The 22,531-nt window shown below is 66.4% G+C and carries 21 protein-coding genes; 2 read left to right on the forward strand and 19 right to left on the reverse strand.

From position 1 onward, the window contains the following. Positions 1–28 precede the first annotated feature (28 nt). The 14 genes from AC3WLF_RS14825 to ndk all read right to left on the reverse strand — a co-directional run bounded on the left by AC3WLF_RS14825 (position 29) and on the right by ndk (position 15,372). Positions 29–1,180: an ATP phosphoribosyltransferase regulatory subunit gene (locus AC3WLF_RS14825; RefSeq protein ID WP_492319886.1), complete on the reverse strand. Its 1,152-nt coding sequence runs from the start codon at positions 1,178–1,180 to the stop codon at positions 29–31. Between the two features lie 201 nt (positions 1,181–1,381). Continuing rightward, a complete protein-coding gene (gene hflC, locus AC3WLF_RS14830; RefSeq protein ID WP_010809434.1) occupies positions 1,382–2,290 on the reverse strand; it encodes a protease modulator HflC in 909 nt (302 codons plus the stop codon). A 10-nt stretch (positions 2,291–2,300) separates the two neighbouring features. Next, positions 2,301–3,662 (reverse strand): FtsH protease activity modulator HflK, encoded by a 1,362-nt coding sequence (gene hflK, locus AC3WLF_RS14835; RefSeq protein WP_010809433.1) that lies wholly within the window; start codon positions 3,660–3,662, stop codon positions 2,301–2,303. 152 nt (positions 3,663–3,814) lie between these two features. Further along, the gene (gene hflX / locus AC3WLF_RS14840) at positions 3,815–5,077 is read right to left on the reverse strand and encodes a GTPase HflX (RefSeq protein WP_492358432.1); all 1,263 of its coding nucleotides are present in this window, start codon (positions 5,075–5,077) and stop codon (positions 3,815–3,817) included. 225 nt (positions 5,078–5,302) lie between these two features. Continuing rightward, entirely contained in the window at positions 5,303–5,542 is a 240-nt protein-coding gene (hfq, locus tag AC3WLF_RS14845) for an RNA chaperone Hfq (protein ID WP_010809431.1), read from the reverse strand. Between the two features lie 211 nt (positions 5,543–5,753). Next, on the reverse strand, positions 5,754–7,097 hold the full coding sequence (gene der, locus AC3WLF_RS14850) for a ribosome biogenesis GTPase Der (RefSeq protein ID WP_010809430.1): 1,344 nt from the start codon (positions 7,095–7,097) through the stop codon (positions 5,754–5,756). A gap of 220 nt (positions 7,098–7,317) precedes the next feature. Then, positions 7,318–8,493, reverse strand: coding sequence for an outer membrane protein assembly factor BamB (gene bamB / locus AC3WLF_RS14855; protein WP_492319883.1), 1,176 nt, complete (start codon positions 8,491–8,493; stop codon positions 7,318–7,320). A 68-nt stretch (positions 8,494–8,561) separates the two neighbouring features. Continuing rightward, positions 8,562–9,194: a tetratricopeptide repeat protein gene (locus AC3WLF_RS14860; protein WP_439670731.1), complete on the reverse strand. Its 633-nt coding sequence runs from the start codon at positions 9,192–9,194 to the stop codon at positions 8,562–8,564. A 69-nt stretch (positions 9,195–9,263) separates the two neighbouring features. After that, the gene (hisS, locus tag AC3WLF_RS14865; RefSeq protein ID WP_010809427.1) at positions 9,264–10,634 is read right to left on the reverse strand and encodes a histidine--tRNA ligase; all 1,371 of its coding nucleotides are present in this window, start codon (positions 10,632–10,634) and stop codon (positions 9,264–9,266) included. 39 nt (positions 10,635–10,673) lie between these two features. Further along, positions 10,674–11,966, reverse strand: a complete 1,293-nt coding sequence (gene ispG, locus AC3WLF_RS14870; RefSeq protein ID WP_492319882.1) for a flavodoxin-dependent (E)-4-hydroxy-3-methylbut-2-enyl-diphosphate synthase — start codon at positions 11,964–11,966, stop codon at positions 10,674–10,676. Positions 11,967–12,004: 38 nt separating this feature from the next. Continuing rightward, positions 12,005–12,970 (reverse strand): RodZ domain-containing protein, encoded by a 966-nt coding sequence (locus AC3WLF_RS14875; protein ID WP_492319881.1) that lies wholly within the window; start codon positions 12,968–12,970, stop codon positions 12,005–12,007. Then, positions 12,963–13,742, reverse strand: coding sequence for a type IV pilus biogenesis/stability protein PilW (pilW, locus tag AC3WLF_RS14880; protein WP_492319880.1), 780 nt, complete (start codon positions 13,740–13,742; stop codon positions 12,963–12,965). The genes AC3WLF_RS14875 and pilW overlap by 8 nt, the downstream gene beginning before the upstream one ends. Next, positions 13,739–14,893, reverse strand: a complete 1,155-nt coding sequence (gene rlmN, locus AC3WLF_RS14885; RefSeq protein ID WP_010809423.1) for a dual-specificity RNA methyltransferase RlmN — start codon at positions 14,891–14,893, stop codon at positions 13,739–13,741. Before rlmN ends, pilW begins: the two co-directional genes overlap by 4 nt. Positions 14,894–14,946: 53 nt before the next feature. Continuing rightward, positions 14,947–15,372, reverse strand: coding sequence for a nucleoside-diphosphate kinase (gene ndk, locus AC3WLF_RS14890; RefSeq protein ID WP_010809422.1), 426 nt, complete (start codon positions 15,370–15,372; stop codon positions 14,947–14,949). A gap of 373 nt (positions 15,373–15,745) precedes the next feature. On the opposite strand from ndk, the gene AC3WLF_RS14895 reads away from it, so the two are divergent. Beyond that, positions 15,746–16,450, forward strand: a complete 705-nt coding sequence (locus AC3WLF_RS14895) for a Bax inhibitor-1/YccA family protein (protein WP_010809421.1) — start codon at positions 15,746–15,748, stop codon at positions 16,448–16,450. A gap of 70 nt (positions 16,451–16,520) precedes the next feature. Here AC3WLF_RS14895 and rlmD read toward each other — a convergent pair whose 3' ends face one another. After that, entirely contained in the window at positions 16,521–17,825 is a 1,305-nt protein-coding gene (rlmD, locus tag AC3WLF_RS14900) for a 23S rRNA (uracil(1939)-C(5))-methyltransferase RlmD (RefSeq protein WP_492319990.1), read from the reverse strand. A gap of 251 nt (positions 17,826–18,076) precedes the next feature. Between rlmD and AC3WLF_RS14905 the strand changes: the two genes are divergently transcribed. After that, positions 18,077–18,931 carry an endonuclease/exonuclease/phosphatase family protein gene (locus AC3WLF_RS14905; protein ID WP_492358433.1) on the forward strand — a complete coding sequence of 285 codons (855 nt, stop codon included), beginning with the start codon at positions 18,077–18,079 and terminating at the stop codon, positions 18,929–18,931. A gap of 30 nt (positions 18,932–18,961) precedes the next feature. On the opposite strand, the gene AC3WLF_RS14910 is transcribed toward AC3WLF_RS14905, so the two are convergent. From AC3WLF_RS14910 to AC3WLF_RS14925, 4 genes are all read right to left on the reverse strand, one after another. Continuing rightward, the gene (locus AC3WLF_RS14910; protein ID WP_492319878.1) at positions 18,962–19,798 is read right to left on the reverse strand and encodes a 3'-5' exonuclease; all 837 of its coding nucleotides are present in this window, start codon (positions 19,796–19,798) and stop codon (positions 18,962–18,964) included. Beyond that, positions 19,795–20,973, reverse strand: a complete 1,179-nt coding sequence (gene rpoS / locus AC3WLF_RS14915) for an RNA polymerase sigma factor RpoS (RefSeq protein WP_011615628.1) — start codon at positions 20,971–20,973, stop codon at positions 19,795–19,797. The genes AC3WLF_RS14910 and rpoS overlap by 4 nt, the downstream gene beginning before the upstream one ends. Positions 20,974–20,979: 6 nt before the next feature. Further along, complete coding sequence (locus tag AC3WLF_RS14920) at positions 20,980–21,840, reverse strand: peptidoglycan DD-metalloendopeptidase family protein (RefSeq protein WP_010809416.1); 861 nt, start codon at positions 21,838–21,840, stop codon at positions 20,980–20,982. 8 nt (positions 21,841–21,848) lie between these two features. Next, positions 21,849–22,531 (reverse strand): protein-L-isoaspartate(D-aspartate) O-methyltransferase (locus AC3WLF_RS14925; RefSeq protein ID WP_492358434.1); only part of this gene is annotated, 683 nt, incomplete at its 5' end.

A 22,531-nucleotide genomic window follows, 5' to 3' on the forward strand; every position in this document is an offset into this window, starting at 1 on the left:
ATTTTTGGGCACGCCCGGCGCCCAAGCGTCAGCGCGGCACCACGGCCCAGCCGGCATCCTGGCGCACCAGCTGCCGGTCGCAGTTGAATTCATCGAGCTCGTGGGTATGGCCGGGCAGCGACTGGATCACGATCTCGCCGGCCGCGCGCAGCGCGGAAATCGCGGCCCGGAGTGCCGGATCCGCATCCCAGGGCGCAAAAATCGCCTGGGCGCGCACTTCCACAGGCGACAGCGCAGCCACTTCTCGCAGATCCAGCGAGAATCCCGTGGCCGGGCGCGCCCGGCCGAAGGCTTCGCCCACCTTGTCGTAACGGCCGCCACGCGCCACGTAATTGGGCAGGCCGGCAACATAGGCCGCGAACATCACGCCACTGTGATAGTGGTAACCGCGCAAATCCGACAGGTCGATATTCACGCTGGCACCGCGCACCTGCACCGCCAGTGCCGCCAGTTCATCCAGCGCGCGGCCGATGGCCGGGCTGGCCGGCAGCGTCGCGCGCGCGCGCTCGATCACGTCCACGCCGCCGTACAGCGTCGGCAGCGCCAGCAGCGCATCGCGCTCGGTCTGCGGCATGCCCACGGTCAGTTCGCGCAGGGCCGGCACATCCTTGGTTTCCAGCGCGGCAAAGAGCGCGTCCTCGATCTTGCGGATCGACGGTAGGCCCGCCAGCAGCGCTTCCAGAATGCCGGCATGGCACATGTCGATGCGGACATCGGACAGCCCCGCCGCCTGCAGCGCGGCCAGCATCAGGTCCTGGATCTCGACGTCGGCTTCCAGGCCGGCATGGCCATAGATCTCGGCGCCGATCTGGATCGGCTCGCGCGTGGCGTGGAAGCCCGCCGGGCGCGCATGCAGCACGTTGCCCGCGTAGCACAGGCGGGTCACGCCCGGGCGGTTCAGCAGGTGCGCGTCGATGCGCGCCACCTGCGGCGTGATATCGGCACGCAGGCCCATGGTGCGGCCCGACAACTGGTCCACCAGCTTGAGCGTGCGCAGGTCCAGGTCATGGCCGGTGCCGGTCAGCAGCGACTCCAGGTATTCCAGCATCGGCGGCATCACCAGCTCATAGCCGTAGGTGCGGAACAGGTCCAGCATGCGGCGGCGCAGTTCTTCGATCTTGCGCGCTTCCGACGGCAGCACGTCGGCAATGTTTTCTGGCAGCAGCCAATGGTTGGACATAGTGAATCTCTTCTCAGTCAATCTCTTCTCAGTCATTCTGACCACCTCGCGAGGCAATGCCCCCAAGGCACCGGTCCTTGACCAGAAACGTCATCGCAGGCGCCACGCGCCCGCGCCATCACTCGGCGAGGATGGCTCCAGCCGGACAAAACCCCGGCAAGCCGGGGTTTCGTCAATTCGCCACACGGACAAGCGACGGTGCTAGCGCTTGCCTCCGGATCCGCCCGAGGCGGCCGCGGCGGCACCGCCGCTGGAACGCATGTAGCGGAAGAACTCGGAGTTGGGCTCAAGCACCAGCACGTCGCGCTTGTCGCGGAAGGTGTTGCGGTAAGCCTCCATGCTGCGCCAGAACTGCGCGAACTGCGGATCGCGGCCAAACGCGTCGGCATAGATCTGCGAGGCCTTGGCATCGCCCTGGCCCTTGATCACCTGGGCGTCGCGGTAAGCCTCGGCCAGCACCACTTCGCGCTGGCGGTCGGCATCGGCGCGGATCTTCTCGCCCTCGGCGGCGCCGGTGGAGCGCAGCTCGTTGGCCACGCGCTTGCGCTCGGCCTCCATGCGGCGGTACACCGATTCGCTGATCGCGGGCAGCAGGTCAACGCGCTTGAGGCGCACGTCCAGGATCTCGACGCCGACCGACTTGGCATATTCAGCCATGCCGTTGCGGATGGCCTGCATCACCTGCTCGCGCTCGCCGGCGACCACGTCGGCCACGGTGCGCTTGCCGAACTCCTCGCGCGCCACCGAGTCGATGCGCTGGGTCATGCGGTCCTGCGCGCCGCGCAGGTTGCCGCCGAAGGCGACGAAGAACTTGCGCGGATCGGTGATGCGCCATTTGACGAACCAGTCCACCACCATGCTCTTCTTCTCGGCGGTCAGGAAACGCTCGTTGGCGGCGACGTCGATGGTCTGCAGGCGGCGGTCCATGAACACCACGTTCTGGAACGGCGGCGGCAGCTTGAAGTGCAGGCCGGGCTCGCGCACCACCTGCTTGATCTGGCCGAAGGCGAACACCACGGCGTACTGGCGCTGGTCGACCACGAACAGCATGGACGAAACCACGGCCAGCAGGATGAAAAAGCCAATCGCGAAGGAAATCAGTCGGTTCATGACGGTCTCCTCAGCGCGAGTCGCGGTCGCGGTTGCGCAGCGCTTCGCGCGAACGGGCGTCCGTCGATGCATCCGGCGCGGACGCCGGCGGGCTGGCCGCACCCGGTTGGCCCGGCTGCGGCGCAGCGCGGCCGTCGGCCTGTGCCATCAGCTTGTCCAGCGGCAGGTAGAGAAGATTGTTGCCCTGGCGCGCGTCCACCAGCACCTTGGTCGAATTGGTGTAGATCTGCTGCATGGTTTCCAGATAGATGCGGTCGCGCGTCACCTGCGGCGCCTTGGCGTATTCGGTCTGCACCGAACGGAAGCGCGAGGCATCGCCCTCGGCCTGCGCCACCACGCGGGAGCGGTAGGCTTCGGACTCTTCCTTCAGGCGCGCCGCGGTACCCTTGGCGCGCGGGAGGATGTCATTGGCATAGGCCTGGCCTTCGCTGATCGCGCGCTCGCGGTCCTGGCTGGCCTTGTTGACGTCGTCGAACGCGGCCTGCACCTGCTCGGGCGGCTGCACGCTCTGCACGTTCACGGACAGCACGCGGATGCCGGTCTTGTACGCCGTCAGGATGGCCTGGATCGACTTGGCCAGTTGCTGCGCGATCTGTTCGCGGCTCTCGTACAGCACCGCGTCCATCTTGTTGCGGCCGACGATCTCGCGCACCGAGGTCTCGGCGGCCTGCGTCACCAGCTCTTCATCGCCACCGCGGTCGGTCTTGTTGAAGAACAGGAATTCGCCGGCGTCCTGGATCACGTACTGCACCGTAAAGCGCACGTCGATGATGTTCTCGTCCTGCGTCAGCATCGACGAGTCCTTCAGGTTGCTGTCCTTGATCGAGGTGGAGCGCCCCACCTCGACCGAACGCACGGCCGACAGGTTGACGATCTCGGCCGACTGGACCGGCCAGGGCATGCGCCAGTTGATGCCGGGGCCAGTGGAGTACTTGAACTTGCCGAACTGCAGGATCACCGCGGTCTGGCCTTCCTGAACCATGAAGAAGCCGCTGGCCAGCCAGATGCCGACCACGGCCGCCACGATCACGCCAGCGCCCACCCCCGAGCCCTTGCCCGGCGTGCGCGGACCGCCAAAGCCCTGATTGTTGCCGCCGCCGTTGTCCTTGCGGCCGAGCAGGCCGTTCAGGCGGCGGTTGAAGTCGCGCCACAGTTCGTCCAGGTCGGGCGGGCCGCCGTCCTGCTGCGGGCGCTGGTTCTGCTGGCGGTTGTCGTCGCGACCGTCCTTCTTGTCGTCGTCGTCCTGACCGTTGCGACCCCAGCGCGGATCGTTCAGCGAGAAGATGGCGCGCAGGCGCTGCCAGCCCGCGCGCAGCGCGAAGCGGCCGCCTGGTGTCAGGCTCGAATCAGCATTCCGGGGAAACTGGGGCATGAAGTGCACGGGTCCGGGGAAGTTTGTAACAGGGGGATTCTAGCAGTCATCCGAGCCACTTTTGGCCAATTCGCGCAATCCCGGCAGCAATCGCACCGGGATTGGGCAGAACGGCCGGAGCACTGGCGGCGAACTGACGGCAACTTGACAGGCTACAGCCTGCCCGAATCCCCCGCGTCGGCGTCGTCGCTGCCGTCAGCCACGCCGCCCTCATCTGCACTGCCATCATCGCCGGCATCGGCGTACTGGGGCACGTCGGCCAGGCGCGGGTCATAGGGTTGCGGCTCGGGCGGGCGGCTGGCCAGCCATTGCGCCACCTCGACCACGGCCTCGCGCAGCGTATCCAGGCCCATGCCCTCGCGCGCGCTCAGGAACACGCGGGTGGGGATGCCGTCCTCGTCGCGCTCCAGGCGCGGGCCCTGCTCCAACAACTCGGGCGCGGCATCGATCTTGTTCATCACCACGATCTGCGGGATGTCCAGCGCGTTGATTTCCGCCAGCACGCGGTTGACCTGCTCGATCTGCTCGTGGCGCACCGGGCTCGATGCATCCACCACATGCAGCAGCAGGTCGGCATGCACGGTCTCGTCCAGCGTGGCTCGGAACGCCGCCACCAGTTGCGTGGGCAGGTCGCGGATAAAGCCGACCGTGTCGGACAGCACCACGTTGCCCAGCCCGTCCAGGAACAGCCGGCGCGAGGTGGTGTCGAGCGTGGCGAACAGCTGGTCGGCCGCATAGGCGCCAGCCTTGGTCAGCGCATTGAACAGCGTCGACTTGCCCGCGTTGGTATAGCCCACCAGCGAAATGCTGAGCGTGTCATTGCGCGCGCGCGCGCGCCGCTGCGTGCTGTGCTGGCGCTGCAGCCGCGACAGATCGGACTTGAGCCGCTTGGCGCGCTCGTCCAGCATGCGCCGGTCCAGCTCGAGCTGGCGCTCGCCGGGGCCGCCGCGCATGCCGATGCCGCCCTTCTGCCGCTCCAGGTGGCTCCACGCGCGGACCAGCCGCGACGCGCGGTACTGGACCTGCGCCAGCTCCACCTGCACCTTGCCCACGTGGCTCTGCGCGCGCTGCCCGAAGATGTCCAGGATCAGCCCGGTGCGGTCGATCACGTGGCGGTTCAGGAAGCGTTCCAGGTTGCGCTGCTGCGCCGGGCTCAGGGCGTGGTTGAACACGACCACGTCGGCATCCAGGGCGTCGGCGGCCTCCTTCAGCTCCTCGGCCTTGCCCGAGCCGATGAACAGCGCCGGATCCGGCCGCGAGCGGCGGCCCGTCAACGTATGCACCGGCAGCGAGCCTGCGGTAGAGGTCAGCAGCGCCAGTTCGCTGAGGCTTTCCTGGAAATCATGCTTGCCGAAGTCGACGCCGACCAGAATGGCGCGCGAAGGGGCGGTATTGGAAGTGGCTCTGGGGTCCAAGGGAGGGCGCGTAAGCGCAGGGAAAAACGGGTTCAGGGGGAAGGCGGGCGGATGTCGGACACTGTCCCGGCCCCTGCCGGGACAGGCCGCCGCATGATGCGGAACGTGGCGGCAGCGGTGGCGGCATTGGCAACCGCCGGGCCGCGCGGCACCGGGCGCGATGGCGCACCGGCGCCGGGCATCAGTGCGGCGCCGCGGGGCGCCCGCACGATGCCCGCAAGGAGATCAGGCCTCGGCGGCGTCATCCACGCGGAAATTGACCGCGCGCGCAGGAACGACAGTGGAAATCGCATGCTTGTAGACCATCTGCGTCACGGTGTTGCGCAGCAGGACGACATACTGGTCGAACGATTCGATATTGCCTTGCAGCTTGATGCCATTGACGAGGTAGATGGAAACCGGCACGTGCTCTTTGCGCAGCGCGTTCAGGAACGGGTCTTGTAGCAGTTGCCCTTTGTTGCTCATGGCACACTCCAAATTTATAGGTTTAGTGGTGAATGATGGGGATGGAAATCCCCGGTTCAAGTCAGTCGGCGCAAAAACGCGCCAGAAAAAAGATCAAAAACGGTACCAAGTCGGCGTCAATGCACAGGGAACCCCCTGCTACCGCAAATTTAGCCGCAGTTCCAAACGAACGCAAACGAAAACTTGCCCCGCCAGGAATCCGATTCCGGACTCAATCCTTCGAGTCCGCGTACGGATTTTTGTTCGTACGAAATTCGATGCGAAGAGGGGTGCCCTTGAGCTTGAATGCCGTACGGAAACGATTTTCCAGGTAGCGCCGGTAGGTTTCCGCAACGCCCGAGAGCGCATTGCCGTGGATCACGATAATGGGCGGATTCGAGCCGCCCTGGTGCGCGTAGCGCAGCTTGGGCCGCGACGCGCCGACCCGCTTGGGCTGCTGGAATTCCACCGCTTCCTGCAGCACACGCGTGAGCTGCGGCGTCGGCAGCTTGACCATGGCAGCGGCGAACGCATCATCGACCGAACGCATCAGCGCGCCAATGCCGGTACGCTCGCGCGCCGAGACAAAATGGAAATTCGCAAAGCTCAGGAATTGCAGCTTGCGTTCCAGGTCATGCTTGATGCGGTCGCGGGTATGGCCGTCCAGCCCATCCCATTTATTGACGCCCACCACCAGCGCGCGGCCCGACTCCACGATAAAGCCGGCGATATGCGCGTCCTGGTCGGAAATATCCTGTTGCGCATCGAGCAGCAGGATCACCACGTTGGCATCGGCGATCGACTGCAGGGTCTTGACCACCGAGAACTTCTCGATCGCCTCGAACACCTTGCCGCGCCGGCGCAATCCGGCCGTGTCGATCAGCGTGTAGGGCTTGCCGCCGCGCTCGAACTCCACGTAGATGGCATCCCGGGTGGTGCCGGGCATGTCGAACGCGATCACGCGCTCTTCACCGATCAGCGTGTTGACCAGCGTGGATTTCCCCACATTGGGGCGCCCGACGATGGCGATCTTGACGCCCTTGCCTTCGTCCGGAATCTCTTCGCCCAGCTCGGGGCGCTCCTGGACCGCGAGTTCGATGGCCTCGTCGACCAGTTCGCTCACGCCGTCGCCGTGGGCAGCGGAGATCGCGTACGGATCGCCCATGCCCAGCTCATAGAAATCGGCCGCCACCGAGGTGTACTTCATGCCCTCGGCCTTGTTGACCGCCAGCATGATGCGCCGGCCGGTCTTGCGCAGGTAGTCGGCGATGGCGCGATCCTGCGGCGCCAGGCCCAGGCGGCCGTCGACGATGAAGATCACCACGTCGGCCTCGACCACGGCCTGCTTGGTCTGCTTGGCCATCTCGGCGACGATGCCTTCCTTGACCACCGGCTCAAAGCCGCCGGTATCGATGGCGATGAACGGACGTTCGCCGATGCGCCCTTCCCCGTAATGGCGGTCGCGCGTCAGGCCCGGCAGGTCGGCGACAAGGGCGTCGCGCGATCGGGTCATGCGGTTGAATAGCGTCGACTTGCCCACATTGGGGCGGCCGACAAGTGCGATAACTGGTTTCATGCAATAAACGGAAACGGGGGCCGGCACGCCGCCCCCCGGTAACTCCGGAGTCAATGGATCCGACGGCACGCCGCGCCACCTAGGGCGCGGTCTGCCGCTTGTCCTGTCGGGCGCGGTGCCGGGTCAACGGACCCGCTGCAATTGCCGCGCTAAGGATCATGCTACCGGATTCGGCGCTAGCCGTACCGACAGGTGTACGGCAGCGCGCATTGGATTCCTGTCAGCCAGGCTGGAAACCGTAGACGTCGCCGTCGCGGGTCTGGATTACCAGGGTCTGCCCCGCCACCACGGGCGCGGCGGTGATGGCACTGCCATCGGTCTTCATGCGTGCGATGACCTGGCCGTCTTCGCGCGACAGGAAGTGTACATAACCTTCAAAGTCGCCCATAACCACCGAGCGGCCCAGGGCCAGCGGCGCGCCCAGGCGGCGATTGCGCAGGTCGTTGTTCTTCCAGCGCTCGTTGCCGTTCTGGCGGTCGAACGCATGCACGACCGACTGCTCGTCGCTGGCGTAAATTGCATTGTCATCCTGCGCCGGGCCGCTCGGCGACGAGAAATCCTTGCCCCACTGCGGCTGCCCGCTGGCCAGCTCCAGGCAGGCCACCCGGCCCTGGAAGGTAGTGGCGCAGACCTGGCGCCCGCTCACCATCGGCAGGCCGGTGACGTCGTTCAGGCGCTCGATCTCCGACACGCCCTTCGGGTACGAGACCGCACTCTCCCAGCGCAGCACGCCGTTGCCCGGCGTCAGCACGCCCAGCTTGCCGCCGGGGAAGCCCATCACGATGCCGTCGCCGGCAAACACCATCCCCATCGCCGCGCGCAGGTTCAGCGGCGTCTGCGAACGCTGGTAGATCCAGCGGCGCTCGCCGGTCTCGGCGTCCAGGCCGAATACGCGCGTGTCGGTGGTGCGCACCACCACCAGGCCGTTGCCGACCAGCGGCGCCGACAGCACCTCGCCGTTGACCTGCTTCTTCCAGATCTGCTTGCCGCTGGCGTCAAAGGCATAGATGGCGCCCTTCTCGCCGGCGACCGCCGTCACCGAGCCATCGCTGCCCGGGCCCGAGGTCAGGTCCAGGTCGGCCTTGGCCTTCCACAGCACGCGTCCGCTGGCGCCTTCCAGCGCCATCACGTTGCCGTTGTTGGACGAGACGTAGACGTTGTTGCCCGCCGCGGCCGGCTGCATCGAATAGGGGCCGCTCTTGCCCACGTCGGCCTTCCAGGCCTGGCGCACCGACAGCGTGCCCGAGATCGGCTTGAGCTCGGCGGGCGGGTGCTTGTTTTCCTTGCTGAACAGCGAGCAGCCGCCCAGTGTGGCCAGGCAGGCAACCGCCACCAGCGCACGGGTCATGGCGCGGGCGGGCTGGCGATGTACGGCACGGGAAAGCACTGACGTCATAGGGTTACGGTCCTGTTTATACGATCCGCTGGATATGCGGTGTTTGCATGCGTTCGGGAGCGGCCGGATCAGGCCGTGCCCAGCGCATCAAGCTTGAACTGGATGATCTGGCGCATCGCCGGCTCATCCTGGCCCAGCTTGTCCAGCGCCTTGCGATAGGCCGTGCGCGCATCGTCGCGCTTGTCCTGTGCGGCGAGCAGGTCGCCGCGGCGGTCGGCATACAGCGCCACGAACGCTGCCGGCGGTTCATCCTTGAGCAGCGCCAGGCCCTTGTCGTAGGCCTTCTCGTCGAGCAGCACGCCGGCCAGGCGCACGCGCGCCAGGTGCGAATACTCCTGGTCGCCATGGTCGATGGCCCATTGCAGCTGGCTCTTGGCCGCGGCGAGGTCGCCCGCATCGTACAGCACGCGGCCCGCGACCAGCGCGCTCATCTGGCCATAGGCGGTGCGGCCGTACTTGTCTTCCAGGTCGGTCGCGGCGCGCTTGATGCGCTCGATGTCACGCGCCTCGGCGGCCTTGAGCACCTGCTCGTACAGCACCGCGGCCTCGCCCGCCTGCTTGCGTTCCCAGTACTTCCAGCCGTTCCAGCCGGCGAACGCCAGCAGCGCGACGATCAGCACCCAGGTCAGCGCATTGCCGTACTGGCGCCACCAGGCCTTCAGATTCTCAAGCTGTTCCTGTTCTTCTAGATCGTAAGCCATGTCGAGGCAATCACCTGCGTTGGGTTAGGTACTCGTGTACTGGGGTTTTCCGGCTGGCCGGCGCGCGATTTATTCGCTGGCGCCGACCATGGCGTCGATCAGGTAATCGACCAGTCCCTCGGCCGGCACGGTGGCCTGTTGTCCACCGCCTTCGGCCTGCTCGCGCTGGCGAAGTTCCTTGACCTGGACCACGCCGGCAGCCACTTCGTCGTCGCCAATGATAACGGCATAGGCCGCGCCGCTTGTGTCGGCACGCTTCATCTGCGACTTGAAGCTGCCGCCCTTGCCGTCGGGGCTGGCGTGCAGCACCACGTCCAGGCCCGCGTCGCGCAGCCGTTCCGCGGCGATCATCGCCTGCTGCGCGGCGGCTTCGCCCTGGTGCACCAGGTAGACGTCGCAGCCCGCCGCGTCGGGCACCACGCCCTCTTCGCGGATCAGCTCGATGATGCGCTCGATGCCCATGGCCCAGCCGCAGGCCGGCGCCGGCTTGCCGCCCATCTGCGCGATCAGCGGGTCATAGCGCCCGCCGCCGGCGATGGTGCCCTGCGCGCCCAGCTTGTCGGTGATCCACTCGAACACCGTCAGGTTGTAGTAGTCGAGGCCACGCACCAGGCGCGGGTTGATCTTGAACGGGATGTTGTTGGCCTTGAGCAGGCGCTGCACGCCCTCGAAGTGCGCCAGCGACTCCTCGCCGAGGAAGTCGATCAGCTTGGGCGCGTTGGCCGCCATCTCCTGCAGCGCCGGGTTCTTGGTGTCCAGCACGCGCAGCGGGTTGGTGTACAGGCGGCGCTTGCTGTCGTCGTCCAGGATGTCCTGGAAGCCTTCCAGGTACTTGATCAGCTGTTCGCGGTGCGCGGCGCGTTCATGGGCCTGCCCCAGCGAATTGAGCTCCAGGCGCACGCCAACCAGGCCCAGGTCGTCCCACAGGCGCTGGCACATCAGGATGATTTCGGCATCCACGTCCGGGCCGGCAAAGCCCAGCGCCTCGGCGCCGAGCTGGTGGAACTGGCGGTAGCGGCCGCGCTGCGGACGCTCGTGGCGGAACATCGGGCCGGTGTACCACAGGCGCTTGGGGCCGTCGTACAGCAGGTTGTGCTCGATGGTGGCGCGCACGGCCGCGGCGGTGCCTTCGGGGCGCAGCGTCAGCTGCTCGCCGTTGAGCGAATCGGTGAAGGAGTACATCTCCTTCTCGACGATGTCGGTGACCTCGCCGATGCCGCGCACGAACAGCTGCGTATGCTCGACGATCGGCGTGCGGATCTGCTGGTAGCCGTAGGCACGCAGCATGGCGCGTGCGGCATTCTCGAAATGCTCCCACAGCGGCGCGTCCGCCGGCAGCATGTCGTTCATGCCCTTCACGCCCTGCAGGGCCTTGGCGGGGCGCACCTTCGGTTCGGTCTTGGCACCGCCTGCGGCGGCCACGTTCTCGGATTGCGTCATTCTGTTCTTGTCAGGCTGCTGGCACCCGGCCGGTCCGGCTCAGGCTGCCACTTCTTTGTCGGCCCGCGCAGCGCCCGGGCCGTAATGCGTGCGAACGTATTCATCTACGATCGCCTGGAATTCTTCTGCAATGCGCTCGCCGCGCAGCGTCTTCACCTTGACGCCGTCGACGAACACCGGCGCCGCCGGCGATTCACCCGAGCCCGGCAGCGAGATGCCGATATTGGCGTGCTTGCTCTCGCCCGGGCCGTTGACGATGCAGCCCATCACGGCCACATCCATTTCCTCGACGCCCGGGTAGACGGTCTTCCATTGCGGCATCTGCTCGCGCAGATAGGCCTGGATGCTTGCCGCCAGCTCCTGGAAGACGGTGCTGGTGGTGCGGCCACAGCCCGGGCACGCAATCACCATCGGGGTGAAGTTGCGCATGCCCATGGTCTGCAGGATCTCCTGCCCCACGTACACCTCTTTCTCGCGCGGCGCGCCGGGTTCAGGCGTCAGCGAGATGCGGATGGTGTCGCCGATACCTTCCTGCAGCAGCACCGACAGCGCCGCGGTCGACGCCACGATGCCCTTGCTGCCCATGCCGGCCTCGGTCAGCCCGAGGTGCAGCGCGTAGTCGCAGCGGCGTGCCAGCTCGCGGTACACCGCGACCAGTTCCTGCACCTGCGACACCTTGCACGACAGGATGATCTGGTCGCCCGGCAGGCCGATTTCCTCGGCCTTCTTGGCCGAGTCGATGGCCGAGGTGATCAGCGCCTCGATCATCACGCTCTGCGCCGGCCACGGCTCGGCGCGCCCGGCGTTCTCGTCCATGATCCGTGCCAGCAGGTCCTGGTCCAGGCTGCCCCAGTTCACGCCGATGCGCACCGGCTTGTTGTAGCGGCACGCCATCTCGATCATCTGCGCGAACTGCGTGTCGCGCTTGGCGCCCTGGCCGACGTTGCCGGGGTTGATCCGGTACTTGGACAGCGCCTCGGCACAGGCCGGATAGTCCTGCAGCAGCTTGTGGCCGTTGTAGTGGAAGTCGCCCACCAGCGGCACGTTCACGCCCATGCGGTCGAGCTGCTCGCGGATCGACGGCACCGCGGCGGCGGCCTCGGGCGTGTTCACCGTGATGCGCACGATCTCCGAGCCCGCACGCGCCAGTTCCTTGACCTGGATGGCCGTGCCGATGGCATCGACCGTATCCGTGTTGGTCATCGACTGCACGCGCACCGGCGCACTGCCGCCAATGGTCACCACATTGTCGCCCCACGCAACGCGCGCCTGGCGCGTCTGGCGGCGCGGCAGCGGACCGGGCAGGACCGGGAGACAGAGCTGTTGGTTCATAGCGTTACCACCTTGCAAAGACGCACCGCGCGCCCGCGTCAGGGCAGCGTCAGGCGCGCCACGTTGTTGCGGTTGGCTGCCTTCAGGTCGACCGGCGTGCCATTGCGCGTCAACGACTCGACGCCCTTGACGTTGCCGATCACCACCTTGTACGGGGCCGTGCCGCCACCGGCCACGGTCTGGCCGGCCTTGGCGGTACCGCCCATGACGATCTTGCCGCTATTGTCCCGGATCTCATACCAGGTATCGCCGGCAAAGCGGATCTGCAGTTCGCCCTCGCCTGCTGGCGCAGCCGGTGCCGCGGCAGCTGCAGGCGCGGAAGCGGCTGCGGGTGCCGTCGCGGCCACGGGAGCTGCGGCGGCACTGGCCGGAGCGGTTTCGGCAGACGGCGCCGGCGAATCGCTGGCGGCCATGACCGGCGGCAGCGCCGCCGTCACGGTGCCAGCTTCCGTGCTCTGGATCACGGCAGGCGCTTCAGCCGTTACGGTCTCGGCAGCGCTGCTGCGCGCATCGATCCATGCGCGGATATGGTCAAGGCCGAACCAGCCGCCCGCGGCCACCAGCACGGCCACCAGCGCCAGCCAGACCCAGCGGCCGCCGTTGCCGCCCGAGCGGAAGCGGTTGCGGTCGTCGAAGGCCGCATTGATGCCACCCTCGCGCTGCCGGGCAATTTCCGCCACCTGCGCCACCGGGCGCGGCTGGAAGCGTGCCAGCAGCGGGTCGATGTCGACGTGCAGCATGCGCGCATAGGCACGCATCACGCCCTTGGCGAAGGTCACGTCGGGCAGTGCCTGCAGGTTGCCGGCCTCGATCGCGCGCAGCTTGCCTGCAGCCACCTTCAGGCGCGCGCTGACGTCTTCCACCGACATGCGCTGCGCCTCGCGCTCGCGCGCCAGCGCTGCGCCGATCTCGCGTGCGGCAGCTTCGCGTTCTCCTTCGTGCGCGCCCCCGCCGACTTGTTGCGTCGGTACGGCCTGGCCTGCGGCGCGGTCGTGCTCACTCATCCCATGCTCCTTGTTCGTAGGCGGTCAACTCACGCGAGTCGGGGAAGCGGCTGCGCAGTTGCGCCCCAAGCGCATCCTGCGTGCGGCTGTCGCCCTGACGGTGGGCAATGCGCGCTCCCAGCCAGAGGGATTGCGCATTGACAAATTGGCTGTTGTTGACGCGCTGGACATATTGCCGGGCCTGCGCGAAATCGCCGCGCCGGTAGAAGACCAGCGCAAGGTTGGTGTTGGCCACCGGGTTGTTGCGGTCGTAGCCGAGCGCGGCCTTCAGGTTCTTTTCCGCTTCGGCGCTGTGGCCCTGGCGCAGCTCGCACGCGCCCAGGCTGATCAGCGGCTTGGCGGGGCCGCCTGCGGACGGCGCCGACATCGCGCGCTGCAGCATCGGCACGGCCTCGCCGTAGCGCCCTTCCTGGCACAGGAACCAGCCGTAGTTGTTGAGCAGGTCGCCGTCGTTGGCACGCATCGACACCGCCGTGCGGAAGCTGTCATCGGCCAGCGTCCGCTCATTCATGTTCATGTAGATCAGCGCGCGCACATGGTAGGCGTCGGCGAGCGCCGGATCGATGGCAATGGCCTGCTTGATCTCGTCAAGGGCGACCGCGTTCTGGCCCGCCTCCAGGTAGTTGGTGGCAAGCTGCAGCCGGATGCCGGCGCGGCGCCTTGCATCGGTCTGGTCGGAAGCGGTCTGGGGATCCTGCGCCGGCGCATGCGGCAGCTGGCAGCCGGACAACATCAGCAGCCCCAGCAGGGCCGCAGCGAGCAGACGGATCATGCAGGGCGAACCTCCCGAGGCTGGCCGGAAGCAGCGACCGGCACCAGTGGCGTGATCTTGCCGAACTTGCCGCGCTCGGCCAGGCGCGTGCGGTCCTTCACTTCCCCGGCCAGCTGGCCGCAGGCGGCGTCGATATCGTCGCCGCGGGTCTTGCGGATGGTGGTCACGATGCCTGCGTCCATCAGCACCTGCGCAAAGCGCCGGATCTGATCGTTGTTGGAACGCTTCAGGCCCGATTCGGGGAAAGGATTGAACGGGATCAGGTTGAACTTGCACGGCACGTCGGCCACAAGCTTCAGCAGTTCCCGCGCATGCTCGACACCGTCGTTGACGCCGTCCAGCATGCAGTATTCGAAAGTAATGAAATCGCGCGGCGCGAATTCCAGGTAGCGGCGGCATGCCGCCATCAGTTCGGCCAGCGGGTACTTCTTGTTCAGCGGCACCAGCACGTCGCGCAGGGCGTCGTTGGACGCGTGCAGCGACACGGCGAGAGCCACCGGGAGATCCTTGGACAGCCGGTCCATCATCGGCACCACGCCGGAGGTGGACAGCGTCACGCGGCGGCGCGACAGGCCGTAGGCGTTGTCGTCGAGCATCAGGCGCATGGCCGGCACGACAGCATCGTAGTTCAGCAGCGGCTCGCCCATGCCCATCATCACCACGTTGGAGATGACGCGGTCGTCCTTGGGGCCGCGGCCCAGTTGTTCGCGCATGGCGAACTCCGCCATCCACAGCTGGCCGATGATTTCACCGGTGCTGAGGTTGCGCGAAAAGCCTTGCTTGCCGGTGGAGCAGAAGCGGCAGTTGACGGCGCACCCCGCCTGCGAGGAAACGCACAGCGTGCCGCGCGTTTCCTCGGGGATGTAGACCGTTTCCACCGCGTTGCCCTGGCCCACGTCGAGCAGCCACTTGCGCGTGCCGTCGGCCGACAGGTGGTCGGTGATGGCGGCAGGCGCGCGGATCTCGGCCCGCGTCGCGAGCTTTTCGCGCAGCGACTTGGCGAGATCCGACATGGCGTCGAAGCGGCTGGCACCGTAGTGGTGGATCCAGCGTTGCAGTTGCCGCGCACGGAACGGCTTCTCGCCGAGCTCGCCGCAATAAGCGGTGAGCGCGTCCGCGTCGAGGTCGAGCAGGTTGACGAGAGCGTTCATGACGGCAAACTCAGCTTCGGTGTCAGTCTAGTCCTGGCAGCAGCGCCGGACAATCAGCGGCTGTAGACGTTCATGCCCGGGAAGAAGAACGACACTTCCACGGCAGCCGTTTCAGCGGCGTCCGAGCCGTGCACGGCGTTGGCGTCGATGCTGTCGGCGAAATCGGCGCGGATGGTGCCCTTCTCGGCCTTCTTCGGGTCGGTGGCGCCCATCAGGTCACGGTTCTTGGCGATGGCGTTCTCGCCTTCCAGGGCCTGGATCATGACCGGGCCGGAAACCATGAAATCCACCAGGTCCTTGAAGAACGGACGCTCCTTGTGGACAGCGTAGAACTGCTCGGCTTCGCCGCGCGACAGGTGCACCATCTTGGCAGCAACGATCTTCAGGCCGGCGGCCTCGAAACGGGCGTAGATCTGGCCAATGACGTTCTTGGCCACGGCATCCGGCTTGATAATCGACAGGGTGCGTTCGATCGCCATGAAAAACTCCGAAAAATGAAGGGGTTACAAATGGATTAAACATGCGATTCTAGCACGAAGACTATGACCCTTTCGAGGGTCTTCCCTGCTCTCGCGTGTGTCGGGCCGCCCTTGCCGCACAACCGGACGCCAAGCATGCCAATGAACACATTACAACCTTGTCATGCCAGGAACACGCCGCCCCGGCTAACATCCAATGTGAGCGGCACCGAACGGCGCAAAGCAATGCAAGAGGTGACTCATGAGTTACCCCGCCCTTGCAATTCCACCTCCCAGGTGCCACATTGACGATGGTTCCGTCCGGGTTCCATACGAATCTTCGCATCCGAAGCCTCGCAGCCCGGCGCCTCACCGTTTTGAGACAGGAGTCACCATGGATAACAAGCTGAACACCTACGGTTTCGGCAACAGTGCGTCGACCGTCACTGACGTCGTCGTTCGCAACCGGGTCTTGCGCAACACTTACTGGCTGCTGGCCCTCTCGATGATCCCCACCGTGCTCGGTGCGTGGATCGGCGTGGCCACAGGCTTCAGCTTCATGGCGGGCAACCCCTTCCTGTCGCTGATCCTGTTCCTGGGCATCGCGTTCGGGTTCTTCTACGGTATCGAGAAGACCAAGAACAGCAGCATGGGCGTGGTCCTGCTGCTGGCCTTCACGTTCTTCATGGGGCTGATGCTGTCGCGGCTGATCGGCGTGACGCTGCAGTTCTCCAACGGGCCGGCGCTGATCATGTATGCCTTTGGCGGCACGGCGGCGGTATTCGGCGCAATGGCGACCATCGCCACGGTCAGCAAGCGTGATTTCTCCGGCCTGGGCAAGTTCCTGTTCGTCGGCGTGATCCTGCTGATCCTGGCCAGCGTCGCCAATATCTGGCTGCAGCTGCCCTCGCTGATGATCACGGTGTCGGTGATCGCCATCGGTATCTTCTCGGCGTACATCCTGTTCGATGTGCAGCGCGTGGTGAATGGCGGCGAGACCAACTACATCACCGCCACGCTGGCAATCTACCTGGACGTGTACAACGTCTTCGTCAACCTGCTGGCGCTGCTGGGCATCTTCGGCGGCAGCCGCGAGTGACGGCAACCTCCCCTGCAGCATGAAAAAACCGGCCTGATGGCCGGTTTTTTCTTTGGTGCGACTTGCGCGATCAGCCGCGATCGAACACCGCGATCGACTCCACGTGCGAGGTGTGCGGGAACATGTTGACCACGCCCGCGCCGGCGAGCCGGTAGCCCGCCTCGTGCACCAGCAGGCCGGCGTCGCGCGCCAGCGTGGCTGGGCTGCACGATACGTAGACGATGCGCTGCGGCAGCACGTCGCTACCCTGCTGCGCCAGTTCGCCCAGCGCCTTGCATACCGCCAGCGCGCCTTCGCGCGGCGGATCGACCAGCCAGCGGTCGAAGCGGCCCAGCGCGGCAATGTCCTCGGCCGTGACCTCGAACAGGTTGCGGCAGGCAAACTCGGTCCTGGCCGCCAGCCCGTTGTATTCGGCGTTGGCCAGCGCTCGCGTGGTCAGCGCCTCGCTGCCTTCGATGCCCATCACCGACTTGCCCTGCGTGGCCAGCGGCAGCGTGAAGTTGCCGATGCCGCAGAACAGGTCGAGCAGGCGGTCCTGCGGCTGCGCGTCCAGCAAACGCAGCGCGCGGCCGATCAGCACGCGGTTGATCTGGTGGTTCACCTGGGTGAAATCGGTCGGCTTGAACGGCATGCGGATGCCGAATTCCGGCAGCGTATAGGCCAGCTCGGCATCGGCCGGATAGAACGGATAAACCGTATCCGGGCCCTTGGGCTGCAGCCAGAACTGCACCTTGTGCTGGTCGGCGAAGGCGCGCAGCAGGTCCTTGTCGGCATCGGTCAGCGGCTCCAGGATGCGCAGCACCAGCGCGGTGACTTCCTGCCCCACGGCCAGCTCGATCTGCGGCATGCGGTCGCGGATCGACAGGCCGCCAACCAGCTCGCGCAGCGGCACCAGCATGGCCGACACATGCGGCGGCAGGATCTCGCAACGGGTCATGTCGGCCACATAGCTGCTCTTGCGCTCATGGAAGCCAACCAGCACCCCACCCTTCTTGGCCACATGGCGCACAGTCAACCGCGCGCGGTAGCGATAGCCCCAGTCCGGCCCGGCGATGGGGCGGAACACCACATCGGGCTTCACCTTGGACAGGTGCCACAGGTTGTCTTCCAGCACGCGCTGCTTGATCGCCAGCTGGGCGCGCGAATCGAGATGCTGCATCGAGCACCCGCCGCAGACCCCGAAATGCTGGCAGCCGGGCTTCACGCGCATCACCGATTCCTGCCGGACCTCGACCAGGTGGGCCTGCTCGTAGCTGGGCTTGCGGCGAAAGCTGCGGTAGCTGACGGTCTCGCCGGGCAGCGCGCCTTCGACGAAGATCACCTTGCCGGGCGTGCCGTCCTCATTCACCAGGCGGCCAACGCCGCGGGCCTCCATGTCGAGGCTGTCGATCGACACCACGGGATCGGCCGCGGGGGCGCCAGCGTCGGCGCGGACACGGGACTCTTTTGCGACGGGAGCAGCACCTTGAGCGGCAACAGCGGCCGGGGCTGCCGGCGTTTCTTGTTGGGAAGACACGGCTTGGGACACCAGACGAAACCTGACGTATTGTTTTGTGAAAGCGGGATTGTATGCCAGACCGGGCCGGCACCGGCGGCTGCTTCCCGGCGACGTGACGGAGACGGCAAATGGAACTGATTTCCTGGAATATCCAATGGGGTCGCGGCGCCGACGGGCATGTCGACCTGGGCCGCCAGGTCGACACCCTGCGCGGCATTGCCGATGCCGACGTCATCTGCCTGCAGGAGGTCACCCGCGGCTTCGGCGAACTGCGCGGCAGCCCGGGGGAAGACCAGGTGGCGGAGTTGACCGCCCTGCTGCCCGGCTACCACCTGCTCTACGCGCCTGGTGTCGACCGGCGCACCGCCACCGGAGGGCGCAAGCAATTCGGCAACCTGATCGCCACGCGCCTGCCGGTGCGCGAAGTCTTCCACCACGCCCTGCCCTGGCCGGCGGACCCGCAGGTGGCGTCGATGCCGCGCGTGGCGCTGGAAGCCACGGTCGAAGTCGGCACCCGGCGGCTGCGCGTGATCTGCACGCACCTGGAGTATTACTCATCACACCAGCGCGCCGCGCAAGCCGAAGCCTTGCGCACCTGGCACGCCGAAGCCTGCGACCATGCGCGCCGCCCCGGCCGCAGCGAGAAATGGCCGGGTCCGTTCACGCCGGAGCCGCGCCCGGCCGAGGCTGTCCTGTGCGGCGACTTCAACAGCAAGCCTGACGATATTGCCTACCGCCGTGTGCTCGAGCCCTTTGACGACACCACGCCGCCCTGGCGCGATGCCTGGCTGCACACACACCCAGGCCAGCCGCATGCGCCGACCTGCGCCCTGTATGACAAGGAGCAATGGCCGGAGGCGCCGTTCGCCTGCGATTTCATGTTCGTGACGGAGAATCTCGCCGGGCGGATCCGGCGCTGCGAGGTCGATGCCGATACGGCCAACTCGGACCACCAGCCGATCCTGCTGTCGCTGGATCTGTGAATTCGTGTCGGCGGCGCGTCGCCGCCGTGCTCAGTCTAGGTCTTCGGCTTCGGGCGTGAGGCGCTGCAGCCTGAATGCCTGCAGGTATTCCATCCACTGCTCGCCGGGCAGCTCGGCCAATGACTCCTGGACGAACTCCATCTCGACGTCGAACTCGCGCGGCGACATGCCGCCGCGCATCAGCTGGAAGCGGCAGTACATCAGGTAGGTGTTGACGACGTCGGTCTCGCAATAGGCGCGGATCTCGTCGAGCTGGCCGGCCTGGAACGCCTGCCAGACCTTGCTGCCGTCCATCCCCATCTTGCCCGGGAAGCCGCACAGCTTGGCCAGGTCATCCAGCGGCGCGCTGGCGCGGGGCTGGTACATGGCCAGCAGGTCCATCAGGTCCAGGTGCCGCATGTGGTAGCGGCTGATGTAGTTGTTCCACTTGAAGTCGCGGCTGTCGTCGTCGCGGCCCTCTCCCATCTCCCAGTAACGCGGCGCGGTGACGCCGTTGACCAGGCCGCGATAATGCAGCACCGGCAGGTCGAAGCCGCCGCCGTTCCATGAAACCAGTTGCGGGCTGTAGCGCGCGATCAGTTCATAGAACTTCTGGATCAGCGTGGCCTCGCCGTCTTCCGGCGTGCCCAGTGAGCCGACGTGGAACACCGCCGAGCCGTCGCGGTGCGTGCGGCGCAGCACGCAGGAAATCGCGGCGATGCGCTGCAGGTAGTGCGGGAGAAAATCGCTGCCGGTCTTTTCGCGGCGGGCGGCAAACGCATGCTCGGCGACTTCGGCGTCGCTCATCGCATCGGGATGGTCATGCAAACGGCGCAGGCCGGCAACATCGGGAATGGTCTCGATGTCGAATACCAGCACAGGGGTCATAGAACAGCATCCTTCCTGACACCTTGCGAAGCGAAATGCCGCTTGAGCTTGACCAGCGCCTCCTGCTGGATCTGGCGCACGCGCTCGCGCGTGAGGCCCATTTCCTCGGCCAGCTCTTCCAGCGTGGCGGGCTCGATATGGTTGAGGCCGAAGCGGCGCTCCACCACATAGCGATGCTTTTCCGACAGGCGCGCCAGCCAGAGCTTCATCAGCCCTTCCAGCTCGCGGTGCGCCACCTCCTGGTCGGGGGCGGCGTTGTGCTCGTCGGAGAGGAAATCCAGGAGGCTCGAGCCGGGATCGAGATCGAACGGCGTATCGAGCGAGGTGGTATGTTCGTTGAGTGCCAGGACGTCCTGCACTTCGTCCGGCGTCTTGCCCAGCAGGTGGGCGATGTCTTCAAGGCTGGCGTCGCGCCCGTCGGTGCCGCCCTTCTCCAGATGGCGCTTGGCGCGCAGCACCTGGTTGAGTTCGCGGATCACGTGGACCGGCAGGCGGACCGTGCGCGCCTGGTTCATGATGGCGCGCTCGATGCTCTGGCGGATCCACCAGGTCGCGTACGTCGAGAAGCGGAAACCGCGCGACGGATCGAATTTTTCAATCGCGTGCATCAGGCCCAGGTTGCCTTCCTCGATCAGGTCGAGCAGCGGCACGCCACGATTGAGGTAGCCCTTGGCGATGCTGACCACCAGCCGCAGGTTGCGCTCGATCATGACCTGGCGTGCGGCAAAGTCGCCGTCCTTGGCCAGCGTGGAAAAATGCAGTTCTTCCGGGGCCGACAGGAGCGGCTTGATGCTGATGCGGTTCAGGTAGTGCTGGACGGTGTCCGCAGCCAGCTCGGTATGCAGCACGGTGCGGAAATCATCATGCTCGGGGGCGGCACTGTCGGTGCCATTTTCCGCGCTCTCTTCTTCCTCGTCTTCCGACTCGTCCTCATCGTCGTCGCGCACGATGCGCTCACTGTCGTCGGCAAGCAGGTCGGCCTCGCGCAGGCCCACCGAAGTGGACGTGGCGATGGGCTCGTCGGTCACGGGAATCAGTTCGGCGGCGAGATCAGGCTCGAAGCCTTCAGCATCGGCGCGCGCGTCGGGATGTGCCACACCAGCCTTCACTTCCGGCTGCTTGGGACGGCGAGCCCTGCTTACGGTTCCGGAGGAGACAGTTTTCTGGCGTGGCATGAACCCTCACTGTGGCGGCAGGTACCGCATCGGATCAACCGGTTTTCCGTTCTTGCGGACTTCGAAGTGAAGCTTTACCCGGTCGGTATCGCTGTTGCCCATCTCCGCAATCTTCTGGCCTTTTCGGACCGCGGATTGCTCAGCCACGAGCACCTTGTCGTTGTGCCCGTAAGCAGTAAGAAATGTCTCGTTGTGTTTGATGATGACAAGATTCCCGTAGCCGCGCAAGGGGCCAACGTGAATCACCCGACCATCGTCCGCAGCCAGCACCGCATCGCCCTTCTTGCCCGCAATATCGATGCCTTTATTACCCTTGTCGTCGAATTTCCCGACCGTCTGGCCGGTTGCCGGCCAGGCCAGCTTCATCGAGCCATCGGCGACCGGCGCCGCGGCCGCGGCGGGCGCGGCGGGCGTTGCCGCAGGCGCCGAAGCGGCCGCAGCCGGCGGCACCGGCGTGGCGGCCGGGCGGGCCTGGTCGATCGGCTGCGCCTGCACCGTGCCCGGCGCCACTGGCATGGTGGCCACGCCGGGCGCAGTGTTGACGTCGGCACCCGGCGGCACGATGCGCAGCAGCTGGCCGACCTCGATCTGGTTCACATTGGTCAGGTTGTTCCACGTTGCCACATCGCGATACGACTGGCCGTTCTCCAGCGCGATACGGTAAAGAGTATCGCCTCGCTTGACCCGATAGTATCCGGGGGGCGCCGGTTCCAGCGTCGCGGCCGTGGTACCGGAAGTGGAGGTACGGTCAACCACGGGTGCCGGCATCGGCGAATTGGCGCAGGCGGCCAGCAGGGCCGTCAGCGCCGAGGCCGCAAAAAGTTGTCCGGCGCGTGCGAAATATTGCGATTTCACGATGTTGTGCATAGTTCGACTCAGATGGTGCCCGATTTTAAGGGCACAAAGAAAACGGCTTCAAGCGCGGTTCTGTGAAAGCGATGGCGGTTGCGCCGCTCGATCAGCAACAGCTGCTGCGTGACGGTCTGGCCCGGCACGCCCGCCGGCGGCATCACCGCCACCGGGGCGATCAGGCGCCCGCCGATGGCCAGCTGCTCCAGCAGCGCCTCGGGCACCTCCATGCCGGCCGCGGCCAGGATGATGGCCGAAAACGGCGCCGCCTGGGGCAGCCCCAGCATGCCGTCACCGTAGTGCAGGCGCAGGTTGGGCACGCGCAGCGGCCGCAGGTTGGCCTTGGCCTGCTCGTGCAGCGGGCGGATGCGCTCGATCGAGAAGACTTCGCGCGCGACCTGGCTCAGCACCGCGGCCTGGTAGCCGCAGCCGGTGCCGATCTCGAGCACGCGCTCCAGCGGCGCGTCGGCGGCCAGGCCCTCGCGCAGCAGCTCGATCATGCGCGCCACCACCGACGGCTTGGAAATGGTCTGCTGGTGGCCGATCGGCAGCGCGGCGTCCTCATACGCCTGCGATGCCAGCCCCGGCTCGACGAACAGGTGGCGCGGCACGGTGGCAATGGCCGACAGCACGCGCTCGTCGCGGATGCCCGCGGCACGCAGCCGCGCCGCCAGCGCCACGCGCGCGCGCGCCGAGGCCATGCCGCCAC

The sequence above is a fragment of the Cupriavidus sp. FW306-01-F10A genome, from assembly GCF_058782785.1.

What these genes read in the sequence shown, in the direction of transcription:
- AC3WLF_RS14860 (WP_439670731.1), bottom strand. Translation starts at nt 9,194, where the DNA reads ATGGCTTACGATCTAGAAGAACAGGAACAGCTTGAGAATCTGAAGGCC.
- AC3WLF_RS14895 (WP_010809421.1), top strand. Translation starts at nt 15,746, where the DNA reads ATGGATAACAAGCTGAACACCTACGGTTTCGGCAACAGTGCGTCGACC.
- rlmD (WP_492319990.1), bottom strand. Translation starts at nt 17,825, where the DNA reads ATGGAGGCCCGCGGCGTTGGCCGCCTGGTGAATGAGGACGGCACGCCC.
- AC3WLF_RS14825 (WP_492319886.1), bottom strand. Translation starts at nt 1,180, where the DNA reads ATGTCCAACCATTGGCTGCTGCCAGAAAACATTGCCGACGTGCTGCCG.
- hflK (WP_010809433.1), bottom strand. Translation starts at nt 3,662, where the DNA reads ATGCCCCAGTTTCCCCGGAATGCTGATTCGAGCCTGACACCAGGCGGC.
- ndk (WP_010809422.1), bottom strand. Translation starts at nt 15,372, where the DNA reads ATGGCGATCGAACGCACCCTGTCGATTATCAAGCCGGATGCCGTGGCC.
- AC3WLF_RS14905 (WP_492358433.1), top strand. Translation starts at nt 18,077, where the DNA reads ATGGAACTGATTTCCTGGAATATCCAATGGGGTCGCGGCGCCGACGGG.
- bamB (WP_492319883.1), bottom strand. Translation starts at nt 8,493, where the DNA reads ATGACGTCAGTGCTTTCCCGTGCCGTACATCGCCAGCCCGCCCGCGCC.
- hfq (WP_010809431.1), bottom strand. Translation starts at nt 5,542, where the DNA reads ATGAGCAACAAAGGGCAACTGCTACAAGACCCGTTCCTGAACGCGCTG.
- der (WP_010809430.1), bottom strand. Translation starts at nt 7,097, where the DNA reads ATGAAACCAGTTATCGCACTTGTCGGCCGCCCCAATGTGGGCAAGTCG.
- ispG (WP_492319882.1), bottom strand. Translation starts at nt 11,966, where the DNA reads ATGAACCAACAGCTCTGTCTCCCGGTCCTGCCCGGTCCGCTGCCGCGC.
- rpoS (WP_011615628.1), bottom strand. Translation starts at nt 20,973, where the DNA reads ATGCCACGCCAGAAAACTGTCTCCTCCGGAACCGTAAGCAGGGCTCGC.
- pilW (WP_492319880.1), bottom strand. Translation starts at nt 13,742, where the DNA reads ATGATCCGTCTGCTCGCTGCGGCCCTGCTGGGGCTGCTGATGTTGTCC.
- hisS (WP_010809427.1), bottom strand. Translation starts at nt 10,634, where the DNA reads ATGACGCAATCCGAGAACGTGGCCGCCGCAGGCGGTGCCAAGACCGAA.
- AC3WLF_RS14875 (WP_492319881.1), bottom strand. Translation starts at nt 12,970, where the DNA reads ATGAGTGAGCACGACCGCGCCGCAGGCCAGGCCGTACCGACGCAACAA.
- AC3WLF_RS14910 (WP_492319878.1), bottom strand. Translation starts at nt 19,798, where the DNA reads ATGACCCCTGTGCTGGTATTCGACATCGAGACCATTCCCGATGTTGCC.
- AC3WLF_RS14920 (WP_010809416.1), bottom strand. Translation starts at nt 21,840, where the DNA reads ATGCACAACATCGTGAAATCGCAATATTTCGCACGCGCCGGACAACTT.
- rlmN (WP_010809423.1), bottom strand. Translation starts at nt 14,893, where the DNA reads ATGAACGCTCTCGTCAACCTGCTCGACCTCGACGCGGACGCGCTCACC.
- hflC (WP_010809434.1), bottom strand. Translation starts at nt 2,290, where the DNA reads ATGAACCGACTGATTTCCTTCGCGATTGGCTTTTTCATCCTGCTGGCC.